Below are 19966 nucleotides of genomic sequence, written 5' to 3'. Positions count from 1 at the left end.
CTAGTGGTGTGCTCCTTCTTTTTGTGGCATCACTGTTTTTACTTCTGCAATCGCAATCACTGGCATGATTCGGCACCAGAGAAGGAAGAGAGTGAAGAAGATACCAAACGTTCCGATTAACATCGCGTAGTCGAAAAGAGATGGCGTATACATAGCCCAACTGGATGGTAAAAAGTCACGGTTTAGTGTCATCATGATCACAAATCGTTCAAACCACATACCCACGTTCACCACAAGGGAAGCAACAAACATCACGGGGATGTTGTAACGGAGTTTGCGGAACCAGAACACCTGTGGTGACAATACGTTACAAGAAATCATGATAAAGTAAGCCCAACCATAAGGACCAAATGCTCTATTCCAGAATGCGAACACTTCGTATTCGTTCCCAGAATACCAAGCGATGAAAAATTCTGTTCCGTAAGCAAGACCCACAATAAGACCTGTCACCATCATGATTTTATTCATGTTGTCCAAGTGTTTCATTGTGATGTAGTTCTTTAAGTTGAACACTTCACGAGCAATGACCATAAGGGTTACCACCATCGCAAATCCGGAGAAAATCGCACCGGCAACGAAGTATGGAGGGAAGATGGTCGTGTGCCAACCTGGAAGGATGGAAACCGCGAAGTCGAAGGATACGATGGTGTGAACCGAAAGTACAAGTGGTGTGGAAAGAGCGGCCAAAATCATGGAAACGATTTCCAAATGAGACCAAGCTCTTGCCGAACCAACCCAACCAAAGGCTAGGACGTTGTATAAGTTCTTTCTCCAAGTTTCCGTTGCACGATCCCGAAGGGTCGCAAGGTCAGGGATAAGACCCAAATACCAGAACACCATGGAAATGGAAAGGTAGGTAGATACCGCAAATGTGTCCCAAATCAGTGGGGAACGGAAGTTCACCCAAAGTGGTCCCCTTTCGTTTGGATATGGGAAAAGCCAAAATCCAAGCCATGGACGACCTACGTGGAGGATGAGGTTTGATACCGCAACGAGTACGGCAAAGATGGTCATCGCTTCCGCGGCACGGTTGATCCCTGTTCTCCATCCTTGGCGAAAAAGGTATAATACCGCAGAGATCAATGTCCCTGCGTGACCGATACCAATCCAAAATACGAAGTTGACGACGAAAAACCCCCAACCCACTGGGTTGTTGATCCCAAGTAAGTAAAGGCCTTCGTAAAACAAATAACCGATAATGGCTACGTCGATCAGGGTGATTGTCAAAACCAATAGGAAGGTATTCCACCAAAGTTTGGTAGGGAAATCTTCGTTTGGTTTTGCGATATCAACGGTTACATCTTTTAGCGATTTCCCGCCTGTGACCAGGTCGGGGATATCTAATTTATCTCTAACTGCTTGTGTTAATGACATTCCCTTTGTGTTCTCCCTGTTAAACTTCGTTTCGAACTCGGGTCAAATAACTGACGGCAGGTCCGATGTTTAGGTATTCCAGAAGTTTGTAAGACCTAGGGTCTTTCAAGAGCTTCGCTACTTTTGATTCAGGATCGTTTACGTTACCGAACACAATGGCACCGGAGGCACAAGTTTGTTCACAAGCGGCTTTCACTTCCCCATCTTTCAGAGTGCGCCCTTCGTTTTTCGCTGCGATTTTTTTCTCAGCAACACGAGAAGCACAGAAGTTACATTTTTCCATGACCCCACGAGAACGAACGGTGACATCTGGGTTTAGGCCAAGGTTTCTTGGAGGGCGTGCCTTAAACGTTGGCATTGCATCCCCAAGCAAACTATGTTCATTCCAATGTTCTAACCAGTTAAAACGACGCACTTTGTAAGGGCAGTTGTTCGAGCAGTAACGAGTTCCCACACAACGGTTGTAAACCATATCATTGGTTCCTTCCGAACTGTGAACGGTGGCTGCCACTGGACAAACTGTCTCACAAGGAGCGTTATCACAATGTTGGCACATGAGTGGTTGGTGTGCGATTTCGAGTGATTCTGGTTTTTCAGGATCACCAATGTAGTAACGGTCGATACGAAGCCAATGCATCTCACGACCCATTCTCACTTCGTCACGTCCTACCATTGGCACGTTGTTTTCAATATTACATGCAACGACACAAGCACCACAACCAGAACAAGAAGTTAGGTCGACTGCCATCCCCCATTTGTATCCAGGGTAAGCGAATTGGCTTCCTGGTTGGTCGGAAGGAGCGTTTGCCCCTTGTGCTCTTTGTAATTTTCCATCGATTAAGATTTTAGGAATCTCAGGCTCAGGGATCCCTGCACTTGGATTCTTAGAATAGTCTTGTAGTTTTGCGGAAATGATAAGAGGTCTTTCTTTCCATTCCACACCCATCATCACACCAGGGCTCATCATATGATGGTCTTGCGTGGTAGCGAGTTTGTATTTTTTTCCTGTAGGGGAAAGAGTGATGGATAAACCAGAGTAAACCGTTGTTCCGTTGACTTCCGCTGCAAGGAGGCTTGCATTTTTACCCACACCATTACCGATCTCACCCACATTAGTCCTTCCGTAACCAAGAGCAATTCCCACCGCTTCCGGGTGAAGTCCTGGTTGGACAAGGGCTGGAAGTTCAAATGACTTTCCGTTTACCGTCACAGTCACCACGTCGTTTAGTTTGATTCCCGACGAACGTGAGTATTGTGGGCTGATCGCCACATAATTGTCCCAAGTGACTTTAGAAACTGGATCTGGAAGTTCTTGGAGTTGGGAGTTGTTGGCTCTTTCTCCTGTTCCGAGAGCTGTGCTTTCGTATAGGGAAACTGTTAAACCAGATTTGGAAGGTGCGAGAGGTGCGATGGTTCCTCGGAAAGAGCGCCCTGCTTTGTCAGCTTTTGGATTTCCGGAAACAAGGACACCTTTGCGAAGTAAGTCTTCCCAATTGGTTTTTTTCGAGTATTTTGTTTTGAGGTATTCGTAGAGAGACTCGGAACCAAGTAACTTTCCACCAGCCCAACCAATGAGCATATCTTCAAATGCTTTGGATTGGAAAAGAGGTCGGATGGTTGGTTGTTGAACCGATACAATTCCTGCCACGGATTCGTTATCACCCCAAGACTCAAGGAAGTGTGATACAGGAGCAAGCCAGTTGGAAGCAAGGGCTGTTTCATCCGCACGGTCAGAAACTTGTACCACTTGCGCTGCTTCATGAAGGAGTTTTTTCCACTCATCACCGTTCGGTGCTTCATACACAGGGTTCACACCAAAAAGAATGACCACTCCGGCCTTTCTTTCCTTTAAGTCTTTTGCGAGAGATTTTAAGTTTTCAGCGTAGTTGGATTTTCCTTCTTTCAAAGGATTTCCCGCATCGATGGTTTTTCCATCGTTACCAAGCATGCTGTTTAACATATTGACTGCGATTTGCAAATCCACTGCATCTTCAGTGAGTGTGTTCGATCCACCAGAAACCACAAGGGATTCACCCTTAGCAGAAGCGAGAGCCTTCGCTGTGCGAACCACAACTTCTTTGGAAATACCAAGTTCAGAAGCAGTCGTATCAACGTTGATTCCGGAGACACCAGTGGCGCCGCCTACTCCCAAATCAGAGAGTGCCTTTGCAATTAAGAGGGCAAACTTTCTTTGGTCACCAGGTTTGATGGGAACTCTTTGGTCAGCATTCGAACCTGCCATGGACGGGTGAGATTCTGCTGCGATGAAAACATTCATCGACTTAGAATTTCTTTGTAAGTCTCTTCGTTTTGAAAAATCGTTGTGATAGTTGACTTGGTTTAAGAAGTCACTATCGATGGAAAGGATCACTTTTGCTTTATCAAAGTGGTAGTTTGGAAGAACTGCCTTTCCGTATGATTTTTCTTGTGCAATGGTGATCGCATCATCAGAAGAAGCAAAAGCCACTTCTAAGTGTTTTCCACCACCAACAGATCGTAAAAATTCAGAAACAAATTCTTTAGTTGCAGGAGAAGAAAGAGGTTTTGTGACAATGACCGTCTTTCCTTTGTTTGCTTGTAATTTTTCTTTTACGTCTTTATCTAAAACAAACCAGTCACTGGACTTAGCGACACCATTCACAATTTGTTGTGGTTCTTTGGCACGGTCTGCATCATAAAGATCAAAAATAGAAGCTTGTCCAGAAGCACATAATGCACCTTCTGAAATTGGATGGTTTGGATTTCCTTCGAGTTTCAAAGGACGGCCATCTTTTGCTTTTACGAGTATCCCACAACCAACTGAACATCCACCACAAACCGAAGCATAGTGATAAGAGTGTCCATGTTTTACGAAGTCGTATTGTTCTACTTCGTTATTGTCTGGATTTTTAATGGTGAGGTTCACATAAGGAACAATTTTTTCAGCTGGTTTTTGGATACAACCAACCGTCGTCATCACAACGGATGCACCCATAAACTTTAGGAATGTTTTTCTATCAAAGTCACCTTTTTTGATTTTTGCAATCAAAGGATCTGGTGATTTGTAGAACTCTTGTTTTTGGAGTTCTTTTTCGCGAGAAGTACCGCGAAGTTCATAAGACTGCCAAAGCGACTTTTTTTCTTTTTGGAAACTATCGTCTTTCATCATAAATTATTACTTGTCTCCCGATTATCTGTGGCACGTAGAACAATCGTTAGGAGCATTGTTCTCTCTATGGCAATCGACACAAAATCCCATATTGAGGGACTTGGACTGTTTAACCTTTACCATCTCTGCCATGTTGCCATGACATGTGGAACAATCAACGCCGCGTTGCACGTGTCGTGAGTGGTTGAAGTATACGAAGTCTGGTTGGTCATGGACCTTCACCCAGGAAACTGGAGTGTTGCTTTCGTATTGAGCTTTGAGCCACTTAACATGTTCTTGGTTTCCCGCTACGTTACCTGCTCCATGGCAGTTCATACAAGTGGAACTTGGGGGAACTGTGGCATGGGCCGAGTTTTCAACGCCTGTATGGCAATACTTACAGTCGATTTTATTATCGCCCGCATGTATCTTGTGGTTGAAGGGGATGGGCTGGTCGGGTGAATAGCCCACATAACGGCTAGGTGAAAAAATCAAATATGCAAGCGCTGCAACTGCAACGATGGGCACAGAGATCTTGAGTATTTTTATATTCATTCGCAGATTTCCTGAATCCGTTTACACTGTCTTCTGACAAGGAAAGGTAAAATCCGAAAAAAAGCAAGTATGTAAGGGTTTTGGATGCGAAAAAACATTAAAAGAGACATAATCGAATTTTTTTTCAGAACTTTCTTAGTTGAAACTTAGTCTCAATAAAACCAAAAAATGCCACCAAACAAATGTTAAAAAAGAGATACAATTGGGTGGATAGGATGGGAATCCAATGAAGGGAGGGAAGGAATTCGGATCGATCCTAAGGCCTGTGCAAAAAAAAGGCCCTGACTTTGACATCGAAGGGCCCTAAAAACCAGACTTACACAATTTAGCCTAGTTATACTTTCGAGTTTTTAGAAGATTTCCCCTGCATTTTTTTCACCCAAACCAAAGAAATTTTCTTTGTGACAAGGTTTCTTGTCTCTTTCTTGAGGAAAGTGATGGTAGGTGTGGCCACTTTGAAGGCATCTTTCTCTAAAACTGGGATGATTTCGTAACTAGATCCTACCATCTCTCGCAATTGGTCCAATTTTTCAGATGGTAAAATCATCAGTCGTTCCGGTTTTTCGGACCAAAGTTTATCCAATTTCTCTCGATCATAGATATTACGAAAATTTCGTTCCGCATAAAACCCATAGGATCGTTTGGAATTGGACATCCAAAATGTATAAACGACAGGTTCTTCTGGTTCTAATTCCTTTATTTTTGCTCCAAATTCTTTCGAAGGTTGGTAACTTGTAAGGAGAGGATAAAACTGCAAACTGATCGCAGAGAAAAACAGAGTCGCACCCACAAGTGTGATGAGAATTTCAAGAGGGATGAGTTGTGCCGAAAGCAAAATGAAAACAATCCCAATCGCACCGAAAACATAGTACAAGATCCCAACATCCGATACAAACACGGGGATTAAAAAATACCCAACTAGATACACGAGACCAGCGATGAGAAAGGATGGCCTGAGTCTTGCGACATTGGACTGAAACAGACTCTCTTCCATGATCTTTCCAAAGTAGAGAGCAGCCGCAGGAAGTACCCAATAGGTATACTGAGGCAGTGGGTATCGGGAAAAAGATATGAGAAACAAAAAGAGAAAGACCCAAAAGGGAATCACATAATCCACTTCTTTGTATTCATTGGCACGAATCTTTCTTAGGATCTCTTTCCATCCAAGTGATTTGGTGTATTGGTAGGAATGGAAAACAAGATAGATGACCATGGGCACAAGCCCGCTAAAGAATGCCCAAGAAAAGGATTTATAAAAATAAAAAGGATCAAACTTGATATCATACATTTCTCGGTAAAAACGACCGAAAGACTGGATCCACAAAAAGAAAACGGGACCATAGGAATTGAAGTTTTGGTATAAGAAGTAACACCAAAGTGCCGGTAACGAAATTAAAACAAAAATCCCTGTCGGAACTTTCATGGAAAAAAGCAACTTCCAATCTCTGCGAAATAAGATGTCTCCTCCAATGGAAATGGCAGGGATCACAACAGAAATGGGACCCTTTGTGATAAAGCCCATCGACATCATGAGATACATCAGATAAAAATAATTTGGATTTTGTTTTCTACCCAAATAGTAAAAATGATAGGTAAACACCAAATAGGCGGTAAGATATACATCGATTTTGGGATCGACAATCATGGCATACACACCTGGTGCCAGTAAATACGCAAGTGACGCAAGGTATCCTTGTCTTTCTTTTCCACCTGTCAAAATCGTGATGCGGTAGATGGAATAAACAGAAAGCAAACTTAGGAAAATGGCTGGAATTCGAAAGGCAATGTTATTGATTCCAAAAAAGAAAAAAGATGTGGCTATCGTCCAAAATGTTAGGATGGGTTTATCTAAATAGCGACGTCCATTGTCGATGAGAGTAAAAAAATCATTCGAAAGGACAAGTTCTCGGCTAATGCCTGCATATTGGGCACTGTCAATGTCAATCACATCAAGTGGCAATGTGAAAAGGATTGGCAAAGACGCCATTAGGAGTAAAATTCGATAAAAAATACGTTCCGATGCGGAGAGAGATTCTTTCATTCAAATGTACCAATTTGGACAAGGCATTGTCCAAACCCCTTGCAAGAGTTTGGTTCTTGGTCAAAACATTGTAATATATCACTATTATGTGTGGTACATCCATCCATACATTGGATTCGCCCTGTTCGTTTCACATCAGGAGAGAGTGTGAGTTTGAGTTCCTCTTCTGTACAAGAAACAAATTTTTCACATGCCATTTGGCATTTTTGTTCCACGATGTCTTGGCAGTTGGAAACATTAAGAGCCAAACACAAAATCAAAATCCACTTACTTTGTCGTTTCACTACGAATTCCTTTGAGAGCTAACATTCCACAAGCGCCATTGATGTCCCGACCAGGACTTCGGCGATTGAGAATGGGAGCTGTTGTTTTTGCTTTGAGATGCATGACAAAATCTTTGACCTCATCATCAGTGGGTCTACGCCATCCCGTAAAATCTGTATTGAGGGGGATCACATTGATCTTACATTTGTTCACAGACCTTGCAATTTTTGCGAGCCGTTCTGCATTGTCCCGGCCCATGTTCACATCGGGAATCATCACATATTCAAAAGTGATGGCACGATCGAGTTCCTTTGTGAATCGTTTGGCAGAATCAATGAGTTTTTCTAATGGATGTTTGTCGTTTACGTCCATGACAGAAGAACGTGCGTTCGGGTTTGGGTGGTTCAGAGAGATGGCAAAATTAAAAGGTTCTTTATTTTCAATGAAACGATTGATCCCTGTTGTCACTCCAGCTGTGGAAATCGTAATCCGAAGGGCACCGAGTCCAAAGGCATCCTTGTCACGTAAAATGTGGGCTGCTTTCATCACTGAAAAATAATTGTGCATGGGCTCACCCATTCCCATAAATACAATGTTTGTCGCTCGGTCTCCCACAAGACGCTCTACTTGCAAAACTTGGTCGAGGATTTGCCAGGTTTGTAAATTGCCTTTGTATTCCAAAAGGCCTGTGGCACAAAATTTACAATTGAGGGTACATCCAATTTGAGAGGAAATACAAATGGTTTTTCGGCCCCCATCCCCTGAGGGAATCCAAACCGCTTCGATCTCTTTGTTTTCACCCACATAAAAGGTAAATTTACGAGTGCCATCTTCTTTGGAAACCAAATCGCGGCCGATTTCAATTTCAGGGTATTGGGTGTGCTCTTTTAACTTTTCCCGAACCTCTTTGGAGAGGGTAGTAAACTGATCAATTGTCGTATAACGACTCTTATAAATTCCCGTGTAAATTTGTGCCGCTCGGTATTTTTCAAGACCCAAGGAAACACATATCTCTTCTAGTTCTTTTTTGGTTTTCCCTTTGAGAACAGGTATTTCCTCTTTCATTGTGTAGGTCCTTTCACCATTAGCCAATCTTTTCTTTGCCACCTTACGGGACAAGAAATTACATTCTTTCTAAAAGTCTTACCCCAAAAAGCCCGCTGGAACAAGTTTAAATTCATAGAAACGTCACAATCTATGTAGTTTATTGGAAAGAAATGGACATTGACTTAGTGGACGTGATTCAAAAGCCTAGTCTCTAGTGAGGAAAATACACGCATGAATAGCGATGCCTTTATGGAATACGCCTTTATCGTCATGGTCGCACTGATCGGTATTGAAATTTTTGTTTCTTATATGAAGGGCAAACAATTTTACCGTTTGAATGTTCTCATAGCTGATGTTAGCACAGGTGTCATCTTTGCACTTGTGGGAGTGGTCATCTTACTTGGTGCCCTTTATGTTTATGATATCGTCGAAAAGAATTACTCTTTGTCTGCACTTGGTTATCATTTTTTCCCTCTGATAAGTCCCTTCCAATTTTCACCTAGTTTTGTTGTGAATTGGCAGGCCCTTGGTGCTTGGACTTTCTCTGTGGTATTTGCTGATTTTATCTACTACTGGTTTCACAGGCATTGCCATGAAATCAATTTGTTTTGGGCAACCCATGTCACCCACCATTCCACTCAAGAAATGAACCTATCGGTGGCGTTTCGTGGGAACGGCTTACAAAGGATTTTTGAATATACGTACTTCCTTGCGATGGCACTCCTTGGAATCCCATGGGCGATGTTTTTATTGAGCCACCGGATCTTAAAAGTATACCAATTTGTGGTCCACACCCGTTTCATTGGCAAACTTGGATTTTTGGAAGAATTTATGGTGACTCCTTCTAACCATAGAGTCCACCACGGAACCCAAAGGAAGTATCTCGATCGTAACCACGGTGGGATCTTTATCATTTGGGACCGTTTGTTTGGATCCTTTGAGTGGGAAACAGATGAACCAATCTATGGTTTGACAAAACCAGTGAACTCATTTAATCCCATCACAGTCAACTTACACGTGTTTAAGGATATGTTCTTTCAAATCTTCAAATGTAAGTCGATGGGAGATATTTTCAAAACTATTTTTGGACCTCCCGGTTGGAAACCAACCTACTTACAAACGCCTGAGGATGCCTTCAAAGAACCAGCTTACACGGAAAAGTATGATCCAAAACCTCCTATGGGTGTGATGGTCTATGTGGCACTGCAAGCGGCTGTCCTTATGGCAGTGGGACTTGTGATTTGGAAAGTTGCCAAAATCAATTTAGAACAAGATATGACAAGCCTTGGGATCTTATCCTTAGTGATCATTTTTAGTTTGTTTTCCATTGATCGAACAATGGAAATGAAACGTTGGTCACGCCGGACAGAAGTGGTGCGGAATATGCTCTTTATAGTTGCTTTTGTTCTGGCACTTGTTTATTCCAATATCCCCCAATATTGAAATTTTTGCCATCCCACTCATTGGCCTTTCGTTTGTATCCTTAGTTTGGATCATCCTCAAACGAAAAACTTTTTTTGATTTGAGTAATATTTCTAATACTTGGTATTAGATTTTATTTCTTTTAGGACGGACTCTGAAGGGAACAATTTGTTCGACTTCAGAAGTTCGTCTCCTAAGTTCAAATACGCTTTTGTTTTCTCTGCATGATTTTTGCATAAATTTAAGTTTTGGTAACAGAGTCCAAGGTCCACAAATGGTTCCTTGATGGTTTTGGTTTCCCCTTGCCCACCTGTGACCGATTGGTAATACAAAAAATCATCTTCGATCCAACCAAAAATATTTCCATACGCAAAATACGCAGAAGAACCTTTGACCTTCCTTAGGTCACGGCCCATGACGCTGAAATACATTTCCCTTTCCATAAACCCAAGGATGGTCGGAATGAGATCAAGTTGGGACGTAAAATCTTCCCGGATCTCTGGTTTGATTTTCCCTGGGGCATAAATGAGTAGTGGTACATTTCGATCTTCATAATAATTGAGAAACCTATGGTGGCTATGGTCGGAGACAAAAAAGAAAATCGTATCCTTAAAGTAAGGTGCCTTTTTTGCCTTTTCCAAATATTCATATAGGGCAAAGTCTGCGTAATGTAAAACATTTAGGTATTCACTATCTTGTGTGTCCTTTCCAAACAAACGGTATTTTTCATCTGGAACTTTGTATGGGTAGTGAGTTGTCCCTGTATGGATCACAGAGACGATTGGTTTTTCTGGACTCACGTTTAACAGACGTTTGTGCATGGCGTCAAGCGACGATTCGTCTAAGTAACTCCAAGGTCCAGTTTTATAGTCTGGATTTTTTTCTAGGTCTTGTTTGCCGACAAGGGTATCAAACCCCCAGTGGTACATGATACTCCCTTTGTTATTAAAACTCAAATCCGTCCCTGTGACAAAAAGGGTTTCATAACCGATGGTTTTTGCAATATTCCCAAGCCCCGAAAACCGGTTGAGGATTTGGGGCGTACGAACGGCAGTCAGACCAGGTCTGTCAGGGATCCCACCCATAAGCGCCATAAGACCATTCGTGGTTCGACCCCCACTCGCAAAAAAATGTTTAAAGAACATTCCTTGGCGGATGAGTTGGTTGAAGTAAGGGGTGACAACCTTCCCTTCCACTTTTCCAGTCCCAATGATATCAATGAACTTCCCTGTCCAACCCTCAAGCACAACCACAACGATATGAGGGAGTTGTTTTTTGGAACTGACAGTAGTTTTACGAAGTAGCGGGTATTCCTCACTCACAAATTCGGCACCGGGATATGCCACTTCTTTTCGCACAAATGATGTGGCATCCGATAATTTCATATAATGGCGGTCATCCACCTTTGTCATTTTGAGATCGGTGATGACAGTAAAACCAGGATTCAAAACCAAATCATTGGTAATGGTCTCCTTTGTGATGATGGCATCACTTGTTCGAAGTGGGCTTGTTTGGATCCCTCCCCTGATACCAAGAATGAGTAAGCTTAAGACCAGTAAAAATTGAAGCCCGGCCCATTTGTAATGCAAATTCACATGGGAATACGGAAACTTAGATTGGATCTTATAAATGCCAAACCCAATGCCCCCAATGACAACGATCCCAAGTAAAAACAAAAATGGATTTTGCGAAAAGGCTGAACCAACAAGGGGCAACATTTCAAACCCAAGGTAGGCAAACGCTTCGTATCCTAAGTGTTTGTTTCCATTCTCATAATAAATCAAATCAGCAATGAGTAAAAAAAGGAGAAGGATGATGAATACAACAGGAAGTGTCCGCCAAACCGCTCTGTAAATCCGATTGCGATTCAAAAAATGCAATGTGGAATACAAAAGACTAAACCCAAGTAACACGCATAAAACGGAGATATCAAATCTAGCTCCTTTTAAAAATGCCTTTAAAATGATCCAAACCGATTTATCATTCATTCGGTAGGAATACATAAGAAAAAAAGCGATGCGGTAAATGGTTAAAAATACAATTCCAAGCCCTGCAAGCAGGAGATGGAATCGAATATAAAATGGAATATGGGAAAAGAATTTTTTCATATCAAACGGTTTCTTTGGTCTCTACTAAATTGAATTAAGCGATACTTGTTTCAAGGGTCATCTTGGGATTACGGAATCTGTTTCACAATTTTGTATATGGTTCCTGTTTGGTAGTCGGCAACAAAGATTTCTCCTTCGCTGTCTTGGCCAAATGTTGGGATGAGGATATTCCATTTTCCAAGAGCGATTGTTTCCGTCATTTTGGTATTTTCACCAGGTTTTGGAATGCCAACAGCCCAAATTTTCCCTTGGATAAAATCACCAAACACATATTTGCCTTTTAACTCAGGGATGGAAGTTCCAAAATACACATACCCACCTGTGATGGATTGCCCTTCTTCCCTTCCGTATTCATAGAACGGAGATTGGTAAAGAGAAGGATTACATCCATCCGTAAAACAATGGAACCCTTCTGTTTGGTTCCATCCGTAATTTTTCCCTGAAAGGATGATATCCACTTCTTCATAGGCATCTTGTCCCACATCTGCGGCAATCAAACGTCCGTCAGGCGAAAAACTCATCTTCCATGGATTCCGAATCCCGTAAGCAAAGATTTCAGGAAGGAAACCTTGTTTTCCGATAAAAGGATTGTCTTTCGGAATGGAATAAGGTTTTTTTCCAATCGGATCGGGAACGGGCGAGATTCGTAGGATGGAGCCAAGTAAGGTGTTCGGATTTTGTCCGTTATTTTTTGGATCAGCCCGCCAGCCACCATCCCCAAGACCAATGTACAGATGTCCATCGGGACCAAATGTGATTTGCCCCCCATTGTGATTCGGGTATGGTTGTTCCACCTCAAGTAAGACTCGTTCGTTTTTTAAAGCCATCGTTTCAAAGGAATTTGGATTTTCCACTTCCCATTCTGCAATCACCGTCATATCACGGTTTGCTGAACTGATCACAGTATGAGTGTATACCTTTGGTTCTTTGGGATACTTTGGATGGAAGGTAAAACCAAGAAGACCTTCTTCGCTATCAGTGATCACTTGAAAAGACTTTAACACTCGTTTGTTTTTTTTATCGCGATCAAATAAAATGAGATCCCCTGCTTTTTCCAAAACGAATAAAAAGGGACTGTCCCCTGGTGGGAATTGGATGTCGGTTGGTTCCTTTACTTTGACGACTTCCTGTAGTGAAATTGAAAGTTGTTTTCTTTGGGCATCGGGTCCAATAAAAATCGGTTTGCCACCCAAAACCTTTCCATCGGTTTCATATTTTTTGCTGAATGTTTTTAAGATCTTTCGACCCAAATCATCACAGGCAAGGGAGGAAAGGGAAACGGAAAGAAGGGATAGAATGATTATGATTTGGTTTTTCATACAACTGTTACTTGTCATAGGATAATTCGCTTGGATTTGTATCCGCAATCAAAAAACTTTGGAAACTGTGATGAAACTTTTTTCTCTTCTCTGTGTTCCCATTTTCTTTTTATTCGCCTATTTACAACTGAACGATCCCGATCCCTATGTATGGTTTCCGATTTATGCGATTGTAGGGATCTTTGCTGGTATTCGAATGTTTCGAAGATTACCGAAATGGATTGGGTATGGAATCATCCCCCTGTATCTAGTTTTATCGGTCTACTATGCTACAGAGGCTCCCTATTTTGGAATGGAGGTGGAAGAAGTGCGAGAGTCATTGGGACTTCTCATCGCCGCAGGCGCTGTTTGGGTATTCGTGTTTAAAAAATAAAAACCAAAAATTTGATTTTACGTTTCGGCGATGACTTTTCCGTCTTCTAAGATCATACGAATGAGTTTTGTCATCTCCACAGAATACTCCACATCGAGATGTTTGGTGACACCTTCACAGAATCCATTGATGATGAGTAGTTTCGCATCGTCTTCCGACATACCCCGTGATTGTAAGTAAAACAATTGGTCATCGTCAATTTTGGAAACAGTGGCTTCGTAATTGAGAGTTCCCTCTTCGCCTGATACATCGTTATACGGATAGGCGTGTGACTGGGAACGGTTGTCCATCATCAGACCATCACATTTGATATGGCTATAAGATCCTTTGCTGGAAGGTTCAAACTTGACTAGGCCTCGGTAGGAATTGATCCCACCATCAAGTGCTACACCTTTTGCTAAGATATTAGAACGTGTGTTTTTACCAACGTGGATGATCCGCGCTCCTGTATCTTGCACCTGTCCACTGCCCGCAAAGGCAAGGGACAATACATCCCCAGTCGAGTGGTCCCCTTGTAGAATGATCCCAGGGTATTTGATGGTATTGGCACCAATATTACAATCCGTCCAAGTGATGTGGGCCGCTTCTTCGCAGATACCGCGTTTGACGGTCCAATTATACATATTCTTTTTCCAGTTTTGGATGGTGGTATAAAAAATTTTCGAATTCTTTTTGGCGACAAGTTCCACAACGGCTGTGTGGAAATTAGTGCCTTTGTCTTGGACAGAGGTACAACCTTCGCTGTATTCCAAGTGTGCCCCTTCATCGGCGATGAGAAGCGTACGTTCATATTGTCCGGAACTAGCAGCAGTTACTTTAAAATAGGCTTGGAGTGGCATAGGAGTCTTTATCCCTTTCGGGATGTAGGCAAAAGAGCCTCCACTGAAAACACATGAATTGAGAGCAGAGAATTTATTATCACCAATCGTGACAACTGTTCCCAAATACTCACGGACAAGTTCCGGGTATTCGCGGATGGCAGTGTCGATATCACAGAAAATGATTCCTAAATCAGTGAGTTCCTTTTTGACATTGGCATAAATTGTTTCGGAATCGTTCATGGTTTCGATCCCAGCCAAATACTTTCTTTCGTGTTCGGGGATTCCTAGTTTTTCAAAACTACGAAGGATTTCAGGATCTACTTCATCCCAAGATTTTTTTTTCTTTTGGTTGGATCCAACATAATGGACATAGTCATCAATATTGATATGAAACTGCGGGATAAAACCCCAGGTTGGCATTGGCTTTTGTTCATACACCTCAAATGCTTTGAGACGGAATTCAGCGAGCCAACTAGGTTCATTTTTGATATGGGAGATGGACTCTACAACCTTACGCGTCAAACCTTTTGGAAAATTGTCCGCTTGGTAAAATTGAACATTCGTCTTGTCCGTGTTTGTTGTAGATTCCATTGTTTCTCCCATTCTCTACTGATAGAGAAATTGAAATTAATTTACAGAAGCGAAGTAAGCTTTGGACCCTGTAGGATCTGCTTTCATCGTTTTTTTCCCTTCATCCCAGTTTGCAGGACAAACTTCACCATGTTTTTCCACGAATTGGAAAGCCTTGATGAGTCTGAGTGCTTCTTCAATGTTACGTCCTACTGGAAGGTCGTTAACAGTTGCTTGGCGGATGATACCTTGTGGGTCGATGATGAAAGTTCCGCGTAAAGCAACTCCTGCATCAGGACCTGACTCAATGAGAACACCAAAAGACTTTGCAATTTCTTTTGTTTTGTCTGCGATGAGTGGGTATTTGATCTCTCCAATACCACCTTCTTTTTTAGGCGTTTTTTTCCAAGCTAAGTGTGAAAATTCGCTATCAACAGATACACCCAAAACTTCAGCTCCGATCTTTTTAAAATCTTCTAGTTTTGCATCGTATTCAATGATCTCTGTTGGACATACAAATGTAAAATCAAGTGGATAGAAAAAGAGTACCACCCATTTTCCCTTGTAATCAGATAATTTGATTTCTTTGAAACTGTCCCCGATCACTGCGGTTGCTTTAAAATCAGGGGCATGTGATGTCACTTGTGGCATAATGTCACTCCTTAGAATTATTCTAAGTACAATGCTTAGATTCTGTCTAGATGTTTTTGTCTGAGCCGGAAGTTTTCCAAATCCCACTCCTCACTTGCCAAGGTTTGGAGAAACCTCTGGTCATGGCTCACAAGGATGAGTGTCCCCTTCCATTCTTGTAAGGATGTTTCCAATGCTTCAATCGATTTTAAATCCAAATGGTTGGTTGGTTCGTCTAAGACAAGCACCTCTGGATACGTATCGAGATGGAGTGCCAGGAAAAGTTTTTTTCCTTCACCTGGGCTCAAAGCCTCCGATTCCAAAAATCGTTTGGGATCACCTCCCAATCGATGGACAATGGAAAGTATGTCTGCCTGTTTCGAATCATTTGAGGATTGAAAGGTTTGGAGTAAAACCGTAAGTTCCTGTTTTGAAAATTCTTGAGGGAGGTAAACGGTTGCAATTTTTCTTTCCTTAAAATCTTCGATAAGATGCCTTAACAAACTCGATTTACCCGAACCATTCGCACCTGTGACTGCAATCCTCGATTGGGATCGAATCGATAAATGGAACTCTAATTCCAAAGAGAGAAAAGGAAGGACTAACCTTTCACCTTCATACAAAAACAAATGGTTCCGTTTTGTTTGAAGATTCTGCCACTCGATGCCAATCGTTTCTTTTTCTGGCAAAGTTTCCCAAATTTGTTTTTCCCTTTCGGCGCTTATCTCTGTCCTACGTTCGATTTGGTTTTTTAATCGGCCTGCCTGTCCATCTTTACCAGAAACTCGAACTAAATCTTTTTTAGCCCTCCCATCATGGTCATGGAGATCCAATCCTTTTTTGGACCTTTTGTTGTGGGAAAGGTTTGCTTCTTCCCTTCTCCGTTTCCATTCCTTCTCCAATTTTTTCCGTTCTACTTTGGCGGTTTGCCATTGGTGGATCCTGGCCTTTGCCTCTTTGTCTCTTTCGCGTTTGCCTTCCGAATAATTTCCGGGCCTTTGCTCCAAAAAGTTTTTTTCAAGAAAGATACACGACGAAGTCACCTCATCTAACAATGACCTGTCGTGGCTAATCAAAATCCCAATCCCATTATATGCCCGCATGGCTTCACGCAGGATCATTTGGCTTTTCAAATCCAAATGGTTCGTTGGTTCATCAAGGATGAGAACCTCTGGTTTTTTTGATAGAATTTGAGAAAGGAGAAGTTTTCGTTTTTCACCAAAACTTAGAGTTTCATAATCCTCGGCTTGTTGGATTTTGATTTGCAATAGGCTTTTCCAAAATCCAGTCTCTTTGGAATCATCGTAGAAAAACTCTCTCAACTCTTCTAACTCCATTTCAGTTCCTTGAGAAAGATACAATACATGGTGCGAACCGATGATCGATCCTTCGTCTAACGTAAGTTCACGTGAAATGATTTTGGCAAGAGTTGACTTACCACTTCCATTTTTGCCAATAAGTCCGGTCCAACCCGATGAAAAGTGGACATTCAAGTTTTCAAAGATGGGTGAAGAGTGGGTTTCGTAACGAAAGGTTCCGTTATGAATGCGAAGGGTTTTGGACATAAAACATGCTCCTAAAAGTTTCCAATTGAAAACGGTAAGCAAGTCTTGTCCTAATTTGATTCAGGAGAAGTGGAAATGTTGGTTTGTTTTTTTTTGCTTACCTAGTTAGGATTTGTCATTCTCATCGGAGTGCCCTCGACCTTCCCTGTTAGACTGAAATCAATACAACTGTTGTCAAGGATAAGTTGATTTTGTAAAGCGTCTTAGTCCGTCCAAACGAATGTTATCGTTTCCTGTATATGAATCAGTTTCCCTTCGCCATTAGGAATTTTTCCATGAACTCGGTGATGTCACGGATGTTACGGTTGATCATCTTACGAAGTTCTGGTGGGATATTTTGTGATTTGATGACTCGGTAATAATTGAGAGCATTCTTTAACATCTTCCGACGAGCAAACTCTTGTGCCTTCATGAGCATCGGTTTGTATTTATAATAGGAATATTCCATAATGGAATAGTTCTTCGACAAACGGAAGGCATGTGGGATTTTTCCAAAATCATAGGTAAGAGTGAGAAAGGGTGCATCATCCGCTTCAGGAGGTTTTAATTCCAAAACCCCATGGATGATTTTTTCTGGTTCATCTTCTGTGGCTTTTTCTGCCATCTCATCGAGTGGCATGGGAGATTCTTCTTCTGCAATCTCTCCCAAATCCCCATCCACAATTTCGATATCGGGGCCGTCGACATCATCAAAGGAAGGACCTTCTGTTTCCCCCGCCCCTTCCTTTGATTTCCGATCCCGAAATACTTCATCCGCATCTGGAAGTCCAATTTTAATGTCATCAGCGACAAGTGGTCTATTTGTCAGCTCGACTTGGATTGGCATATCGGTTTCAATGATTGTTTCCGACTTATGTTTGTTAGGATCAACTGCTTCCGGGAGTTCTACTTTCGAAGAAATGAGTTCATCGGTTTGTGGATCCACTGGATCGGGGAGTTCTAATTCCTTACGTAAAGAATCAGTTGCCTCTTGGAACCAATTTGGTTCTTCTTCGGAAGGTTTCCTTTCATCAGGATGGAGGAGAGGTTCCTTTTCATCACGACGGAGGTCACTTGGATCGGGAAGTCCGATGGGTTCCAAGTCCCAGGATTCTGGTAATTTTAAGTTAGGTTGTTCAGGAAAATAGGGTTTGAGTAAATCGTTTAAGGATGCCTCTTCCCCTTTTGCTTCCAATTCCTTTGCTTTTTTTTCTAATTTTTGGAGGGCTTGGTTTTTTAAGAACTCTTCACGTTCTTTGAACCGGTCCCGTTTCCTTCGATCGTCACCAGACCGTCTATCTTTCCTTCCAACTAAATTGTTTCTTCGGTCAGGACTTTTCCTCCGTTCCTCTCCAGACCTTCTGTCCACGAGGGGAAGGTCTTTGAACTGCTTCCAATCGTTGGAAAAAAATGTATCTTCTGGTAAATCTAGTTCGGAGACATCTTTTTTTGAAATCCGCTCCGCTAACTCTTGTATGTCGAATGGTTTCCTTTCTTCTTCTGTTCTTTGTTTACTTTCAGGTGGAACAAAAAATGGACCTACAATTCCCGAACCACTCGGTGCCAAAGGATACCCTGGGGCAGAAGGTGTCAATCCTCCTTGCGTCAAACCTTCGTTCAATGATTGTAAAAGTTGGTCTTGGTTTTGTGTGAGTGATGGATTTAAACTTGGTGAGGGGGGACTTGATTGTAAAAACTGATATACAATCGGGTGAACTAATTGGTTCCCACCTTCCACAGTTTGGTTGATTTGAGGTCCTCCGCTTTGCGGAGTTTCCCTTCCAGGCAACGGAGGTGGCGGAAACTCAGCTAAATTCTGTGGTGGGGAAAATTGTGGATCTTTCTGTGCATTCGGAAAGTTAGGTGGTGGCGAGTTTTGGGCAAATTGAATGGCACGCGCAATGGATTCGGCAAACAATTCAGAAACTTCTTTTAGTGCATGCACCAAATCACTTAAATCTTTATCTGATTTTTCCAAATTCCCAGGTGGTTTTGGTTTGGGTTTTTGATCCTTTCCTTGGGGTTTTGTTTCTTTGGAAGGATCACCTGGACTTTGGGGAGGATTGTCTTCTAAAAATTCTTCTAAATCCTGGATGTTCTTTTTGATTTTTTCTTTGATCGCGGGATCGGGGATACGATTTCCCGTACGTTCAAATATCTCAATAGCCTCTTCCACTTGTTCTGCTTCCACAAGTGCTTCCGCATTGAGAAGTGGCCTTCTATGAAACGAATACTTCGAATTTTTTGAGATGATGTCATCTGCTGAAAAGCTGATCTCTGGGCTTTCCCTTCTTGGCCTTTCGGATGCACTTTCTTGGGATGGGTCTTCTTCCCCAAAATCACCTAACGGAAGCTCACTTAACGACTTGGGTGGTTTTTCTTTTTCCCGTTTCCTACGTGGGCTTTTTTTCGGTTCAGAATCACCTAACTCTTCTTCGTCGTTTTCTTCCAACAAATCGGGAAGTTCTGAAAGTTTATCAGATAATGATTTTGCCTTTGGTTTGGATGTCTTTGGCTCTGTTTGGAAACCAAGTTCTTCTCCTCTTCCTTTTTTGGGACTTGGATCACTTGAACCTCGGCCTCCACCAGTTTTTTTTGTGGGAGCTTTCGGCTCTTCATCACCTTGTCTTTGTTTGAGTCTACGTTTTTGCCTAGGACTTAAATCCGATGATGGCCCACCACTCCCTTCACGGCGGCTAATCTCTTCAAGATCAGCACCGGTTCCAGAAAGACCGAGTAACATCATAAGGGTGGTTAACATAGAAGGGTTC

The 19966-nt window shown here is 42.1% G+C and carries 14 protein-coding genes; 2 read left to right on the top strand and 12 right to left on the bottom strand.

Features of this window, described 5'->3' with window-relative positions; translation table 11 throughout:
* The 6 genes from nrfD to rlmN all read right to left on the bottom strand — a co-directional run bounded on the left by nrfD (position 1) and on the right by rlmN (position 8426).
* Positions 1-1374, bottom strand: coding sequence for an NrfD/PsrC family molybdoenzyme membrane anchor subunit (gene nrfD / locus LEPBI_RS06720; RefSeq protein ID WP_012388359.1), 1374 nt, complete (start codon positions 1372-1374; stop codon positions 1-3).
* A gap of 19 nt (positions 1375-1393) precedes the next feature.
* Positions 1394-4519 carry a TAT-variant-translocated molybdopterin oxidoreductase gene (locus LEPBI_RS06715; RefSeq protein WP_041769987.1) on the bottom strand — a complete coding sequence of 1042 codons (3126 nt, stop codon included), beginning with the start codon at positions 4517-4519 and terminating at the stop codon, positions 1394-1396.
* Between the two features lie 24 nt (positions 4520-4543).
* On the bottom strand, positions 4544-5056 hold the full coding sequence (locus tag LEPBI_RS06710) for a cytochrome c3 family protein (protein ID WP_012388357.1): 513 nt from the start codon (positions 5054-5056) through the stop codon (positions 4544-4546).
* A 334-nt stretch (positions 5057-5390) separates the two neighbouring features.
* Positions 5391-7097 carry an ArnT family glycosyltransferase gene (locus tag LEPBI_RS06705; RefSeq protein ID WP_012388356.1) on the bottom strand — a complete coding sequence of 569 codons (1707 nt, stop codon included), beginning with the start codon at positions 7095-7097 and terminating at the stop codon, positions 5391-5393.
* Positions 7094-7381 (bottom strand): Cys-rich protein, encoded by a 288-nt coding sequence (locus tag LEPBI_RS06700; protein WP_012476236.1) that lies wholly within the window; start codon positions 7379-7381, stop codon positions 7094-7096. The genes LEPBI_RS06705 and LEPBI_RS06700 overlap by 4 nt, the downstream gene beginning before the upstream one ends.
* Positions 7365-8426: a 23S rRNA (adenine(2503)-C(2))-methyltransferase RlmN gene (gene rlmN, locus LEPBI_RS06695; RefSeq protein ID WP_012388354.1), complete on the bottom strand. Its 1062-nt coding sequence runs from the start codon at positions 8424-8426 to the stop codon at positions 7365-7367. The genes LEPBI_RS06700 and rlmN overlap by 17 nt, the downstream gene beginning before the upstream one ends.
* Before the next feature lie 213 nt (positions 8427-8639).
* Here rlmN and LEPBI_RS06690 point away from each other — a divergent pair, with 213 nt between their 5' ends.
* The gene (locus LEPBI_RS06690; RefSeq protein WP_012388353.1) at positions 8640-9851 is read left to right on the top strand and encodes a sterol desaturase family protein; all 1212 of its coding nucleotides are present in this window, start codon (positions 8640-8642) and stop codon (positions 9849-9851) included.
* Positions 9852-9943: 92 nt separating this feature from the next.
* Here LEPBI_RS06690 and LEPBI_RS06685 read toward each other — a convergent pair whose 3' ends face one another.
* Together LEPBI_RS06685 and LEPBI_RS06680 are read right to left on the bottom strand one after the other, a co-directional pair.
* A complete protein-coding gene (locus LEPBI_RS06685) occupies positions 9944-11938 on the bottom strand; it encodes an LTA synthase family protein (RefSeq protein WP_012388352.1) in 1995 nt (664 codons plus the stop codon).
* 68 nt (positions 11939-12006) lie between these two features.
* Positions 12007-13257: a PQQ-dependent sugar dehydrogenase gene (locus LEPBI_RS06680; RefSeq protein WP_012476235.1), complete on the bottom strand. Its 1251-nt coding sequence runs from the start codon at positions 13255-13257 to the stop codon at positions 12007-12009.
* Positions 13258-13327: 70 nt separating this feature from the next.
* On the opposite strand from LEPBI_RS06680, the gene LEPBI_RS06675 reads away from it, so the two are divergent.
* Complete coding sequence (locus LEPBI_RS06675) at positions 13328-13630, top strand: transmembrane 220 family protein (protein ID WP_012476234.1); 303 nt, start codon at positions 13328-13330, stop codon at positions 13628-13630.
* A gap of 17 nt (positions 13631-13647) precedes the next feature.
* Here the strand turns inward: LEPBI_RS06675 and sufB are convergent, their stop codons facing one another.
* The 4 genes from sufB to LEPBI_RS06655 all read right to left on the bottom strand — a co-directional run bounded on the left by sufB (position 13648) and on the right by LEPBI_RS06655 (position 19956).
* On the bottom strand, positions 13648-15042 hold the full coding sequence (gene sufB, locus LEPBI_RS06670) for a Fe-S cluster assembly protein SufB (RefSeq protein WP_012388349.1): 1395 nt from the start codon (positions 15040-15042) through the stop codon (positions 13648-13650).
* Between the two features lie 36 nt (positions 15043-15078).
* Positions 15079-15672, bottom strand: a complete 594-nt coding sequence (locus LEPBI_RS06665; protein WP_012388348.1) for a peroxiredoxin — start codon at positions 15670-15672, stop codon at positions 15079-15081.
* A gap of 35 nt (positions 15673-15707) precedes the next feature.
* Positions 15708-17216 carry an ATP-binding cassette domain-containing protein gene (locus tag LEPBI_RS06660; RefSeq protein ID WP_012388347.1) on the bottom strand — a complete coding sequence of 503 codons (1509 nt, stop codon included), beginning with the start codon at positions 17214-17216 and terminating at the stop codon, positions 15708-15710.
* 244 nt (positions 17217-17460) lie between these two features.
* A complete protein-coding gene (locus tag LEPBI_RS06655) occupies positions 17461-19956 on the bottom strand; it encodes a hypothetical protein (RefSeq protein WP_012388346.1) in 2496 nt (831 codons plus the stop codon).
* Positions 19957-19966 lie beyond the last annotated feature (10 nt).

The organism is Leptospira biflexa serovar Patoc strain 'Patoc 1 (Paris)' (genome assembly GCF_000017685.1).
In the GTDB taxonomy this organism is placed as follows: domain Bacteria; phylum Spirochaetota; class Leptospiria; order Leptospirales; family Leptospiraceae; genus Leptospira_A; species Leptospira_A biflexa.
This window is presented reverse-complemented; position numbering and strand designations above follow the sequence as displayed.

Bases quoted from the DNA above. Each gene is read 5' to 3' on its own strand.
- LEPBI_RS06680 (WP_012476235.1), bottom strand. From the start codon at position 13,257: ATGAAAAACCAAATCATAATCATTCTATCCCTTCTTTCCGTTTCCCTT.
- LEPBI_RS06715 (WP_041769987.1), bottom strand. From the start codon at position 4,519: ATGAAAGACGATAGTTTCCAAAAAGAAAAAAAGTCGCTTTGGCAGTCT.
- sufB (WP_012388349.1), bottom strand. From the start codon at position 15,042: ATGGAATCTACAACAAACACGGACAAGACGAATGTTCAATTTTACCAA.
- LEPBI_RS06675 (WP_012476234.1), top strand. From the start codon at position 13,328: ATGAAACTTTTTTCTCTTCTCTGTGTTCCCATTTTCTTTTTATTCGCC.
- LEPBI_RS06660 (WP_012388347.1), bottom strand. From the start codon at position 17,216: ATGTCCAAAACCCTTCGCATTCATAACGGAACCTTTCGTTACGAAACC.
- LEPBI_RS06710 (WP_012388357.1), bottom strand. From the start codon at position 5,056: ATGAATATAAAAATACTCAAGATCTCTGTGCCCATCGTTGCAGTTGCA.
- nrfD (WP_012388359.1), bottom strand. From the start codon at position 1,374: ATGTCATTAACACAAGCAGTTAGAGATAAATTAGATATCCCCGACCTG.
- LEPBI_RS06655 (WP_012388346.1), bottom strand. From the start codon at position 19,956: ATGTTAACCACCCTTATGATGTTACTCGGTCTTTCTGGAACCGGTGCT.
- LEPBI_RS06665 (WP_012388348.1), bottom strand. From the start codon at position 15,672: ATGCCACAAGTGACATCACATGCCCCTGATTTTAAAGCAACCGCAGTG.
- LEPBI_RS06690 (WP_012388353.1), top strand. From the start codon at position 8,640: ATGAATAGCGATGCCTTTATGGAATACGCCTTTATCGTCATGGTCGCA.
- LEPBI_RS06685 (WP_012388352.1), bottom strand. From the start codon at position 11,938: ATGAAAAAATTCTTTTCCCATATTCCATTTTATATTCGATTCCATCTC.
- LEPBI_RS06705 (WP_012388356.1), bottom strand. From the start codon at position 7,097: ATGAAAGAATCTCTCTCCGCATCGGAACGTATTTTTTATCGAATTTTA.
- rlmN (WP_012388354.1), bottom strand. From the start codon at position 8,426: ATGAAAGAGGAAATACCTGTTCTCAAAGGGAAAACCAAAAAAGAACTA.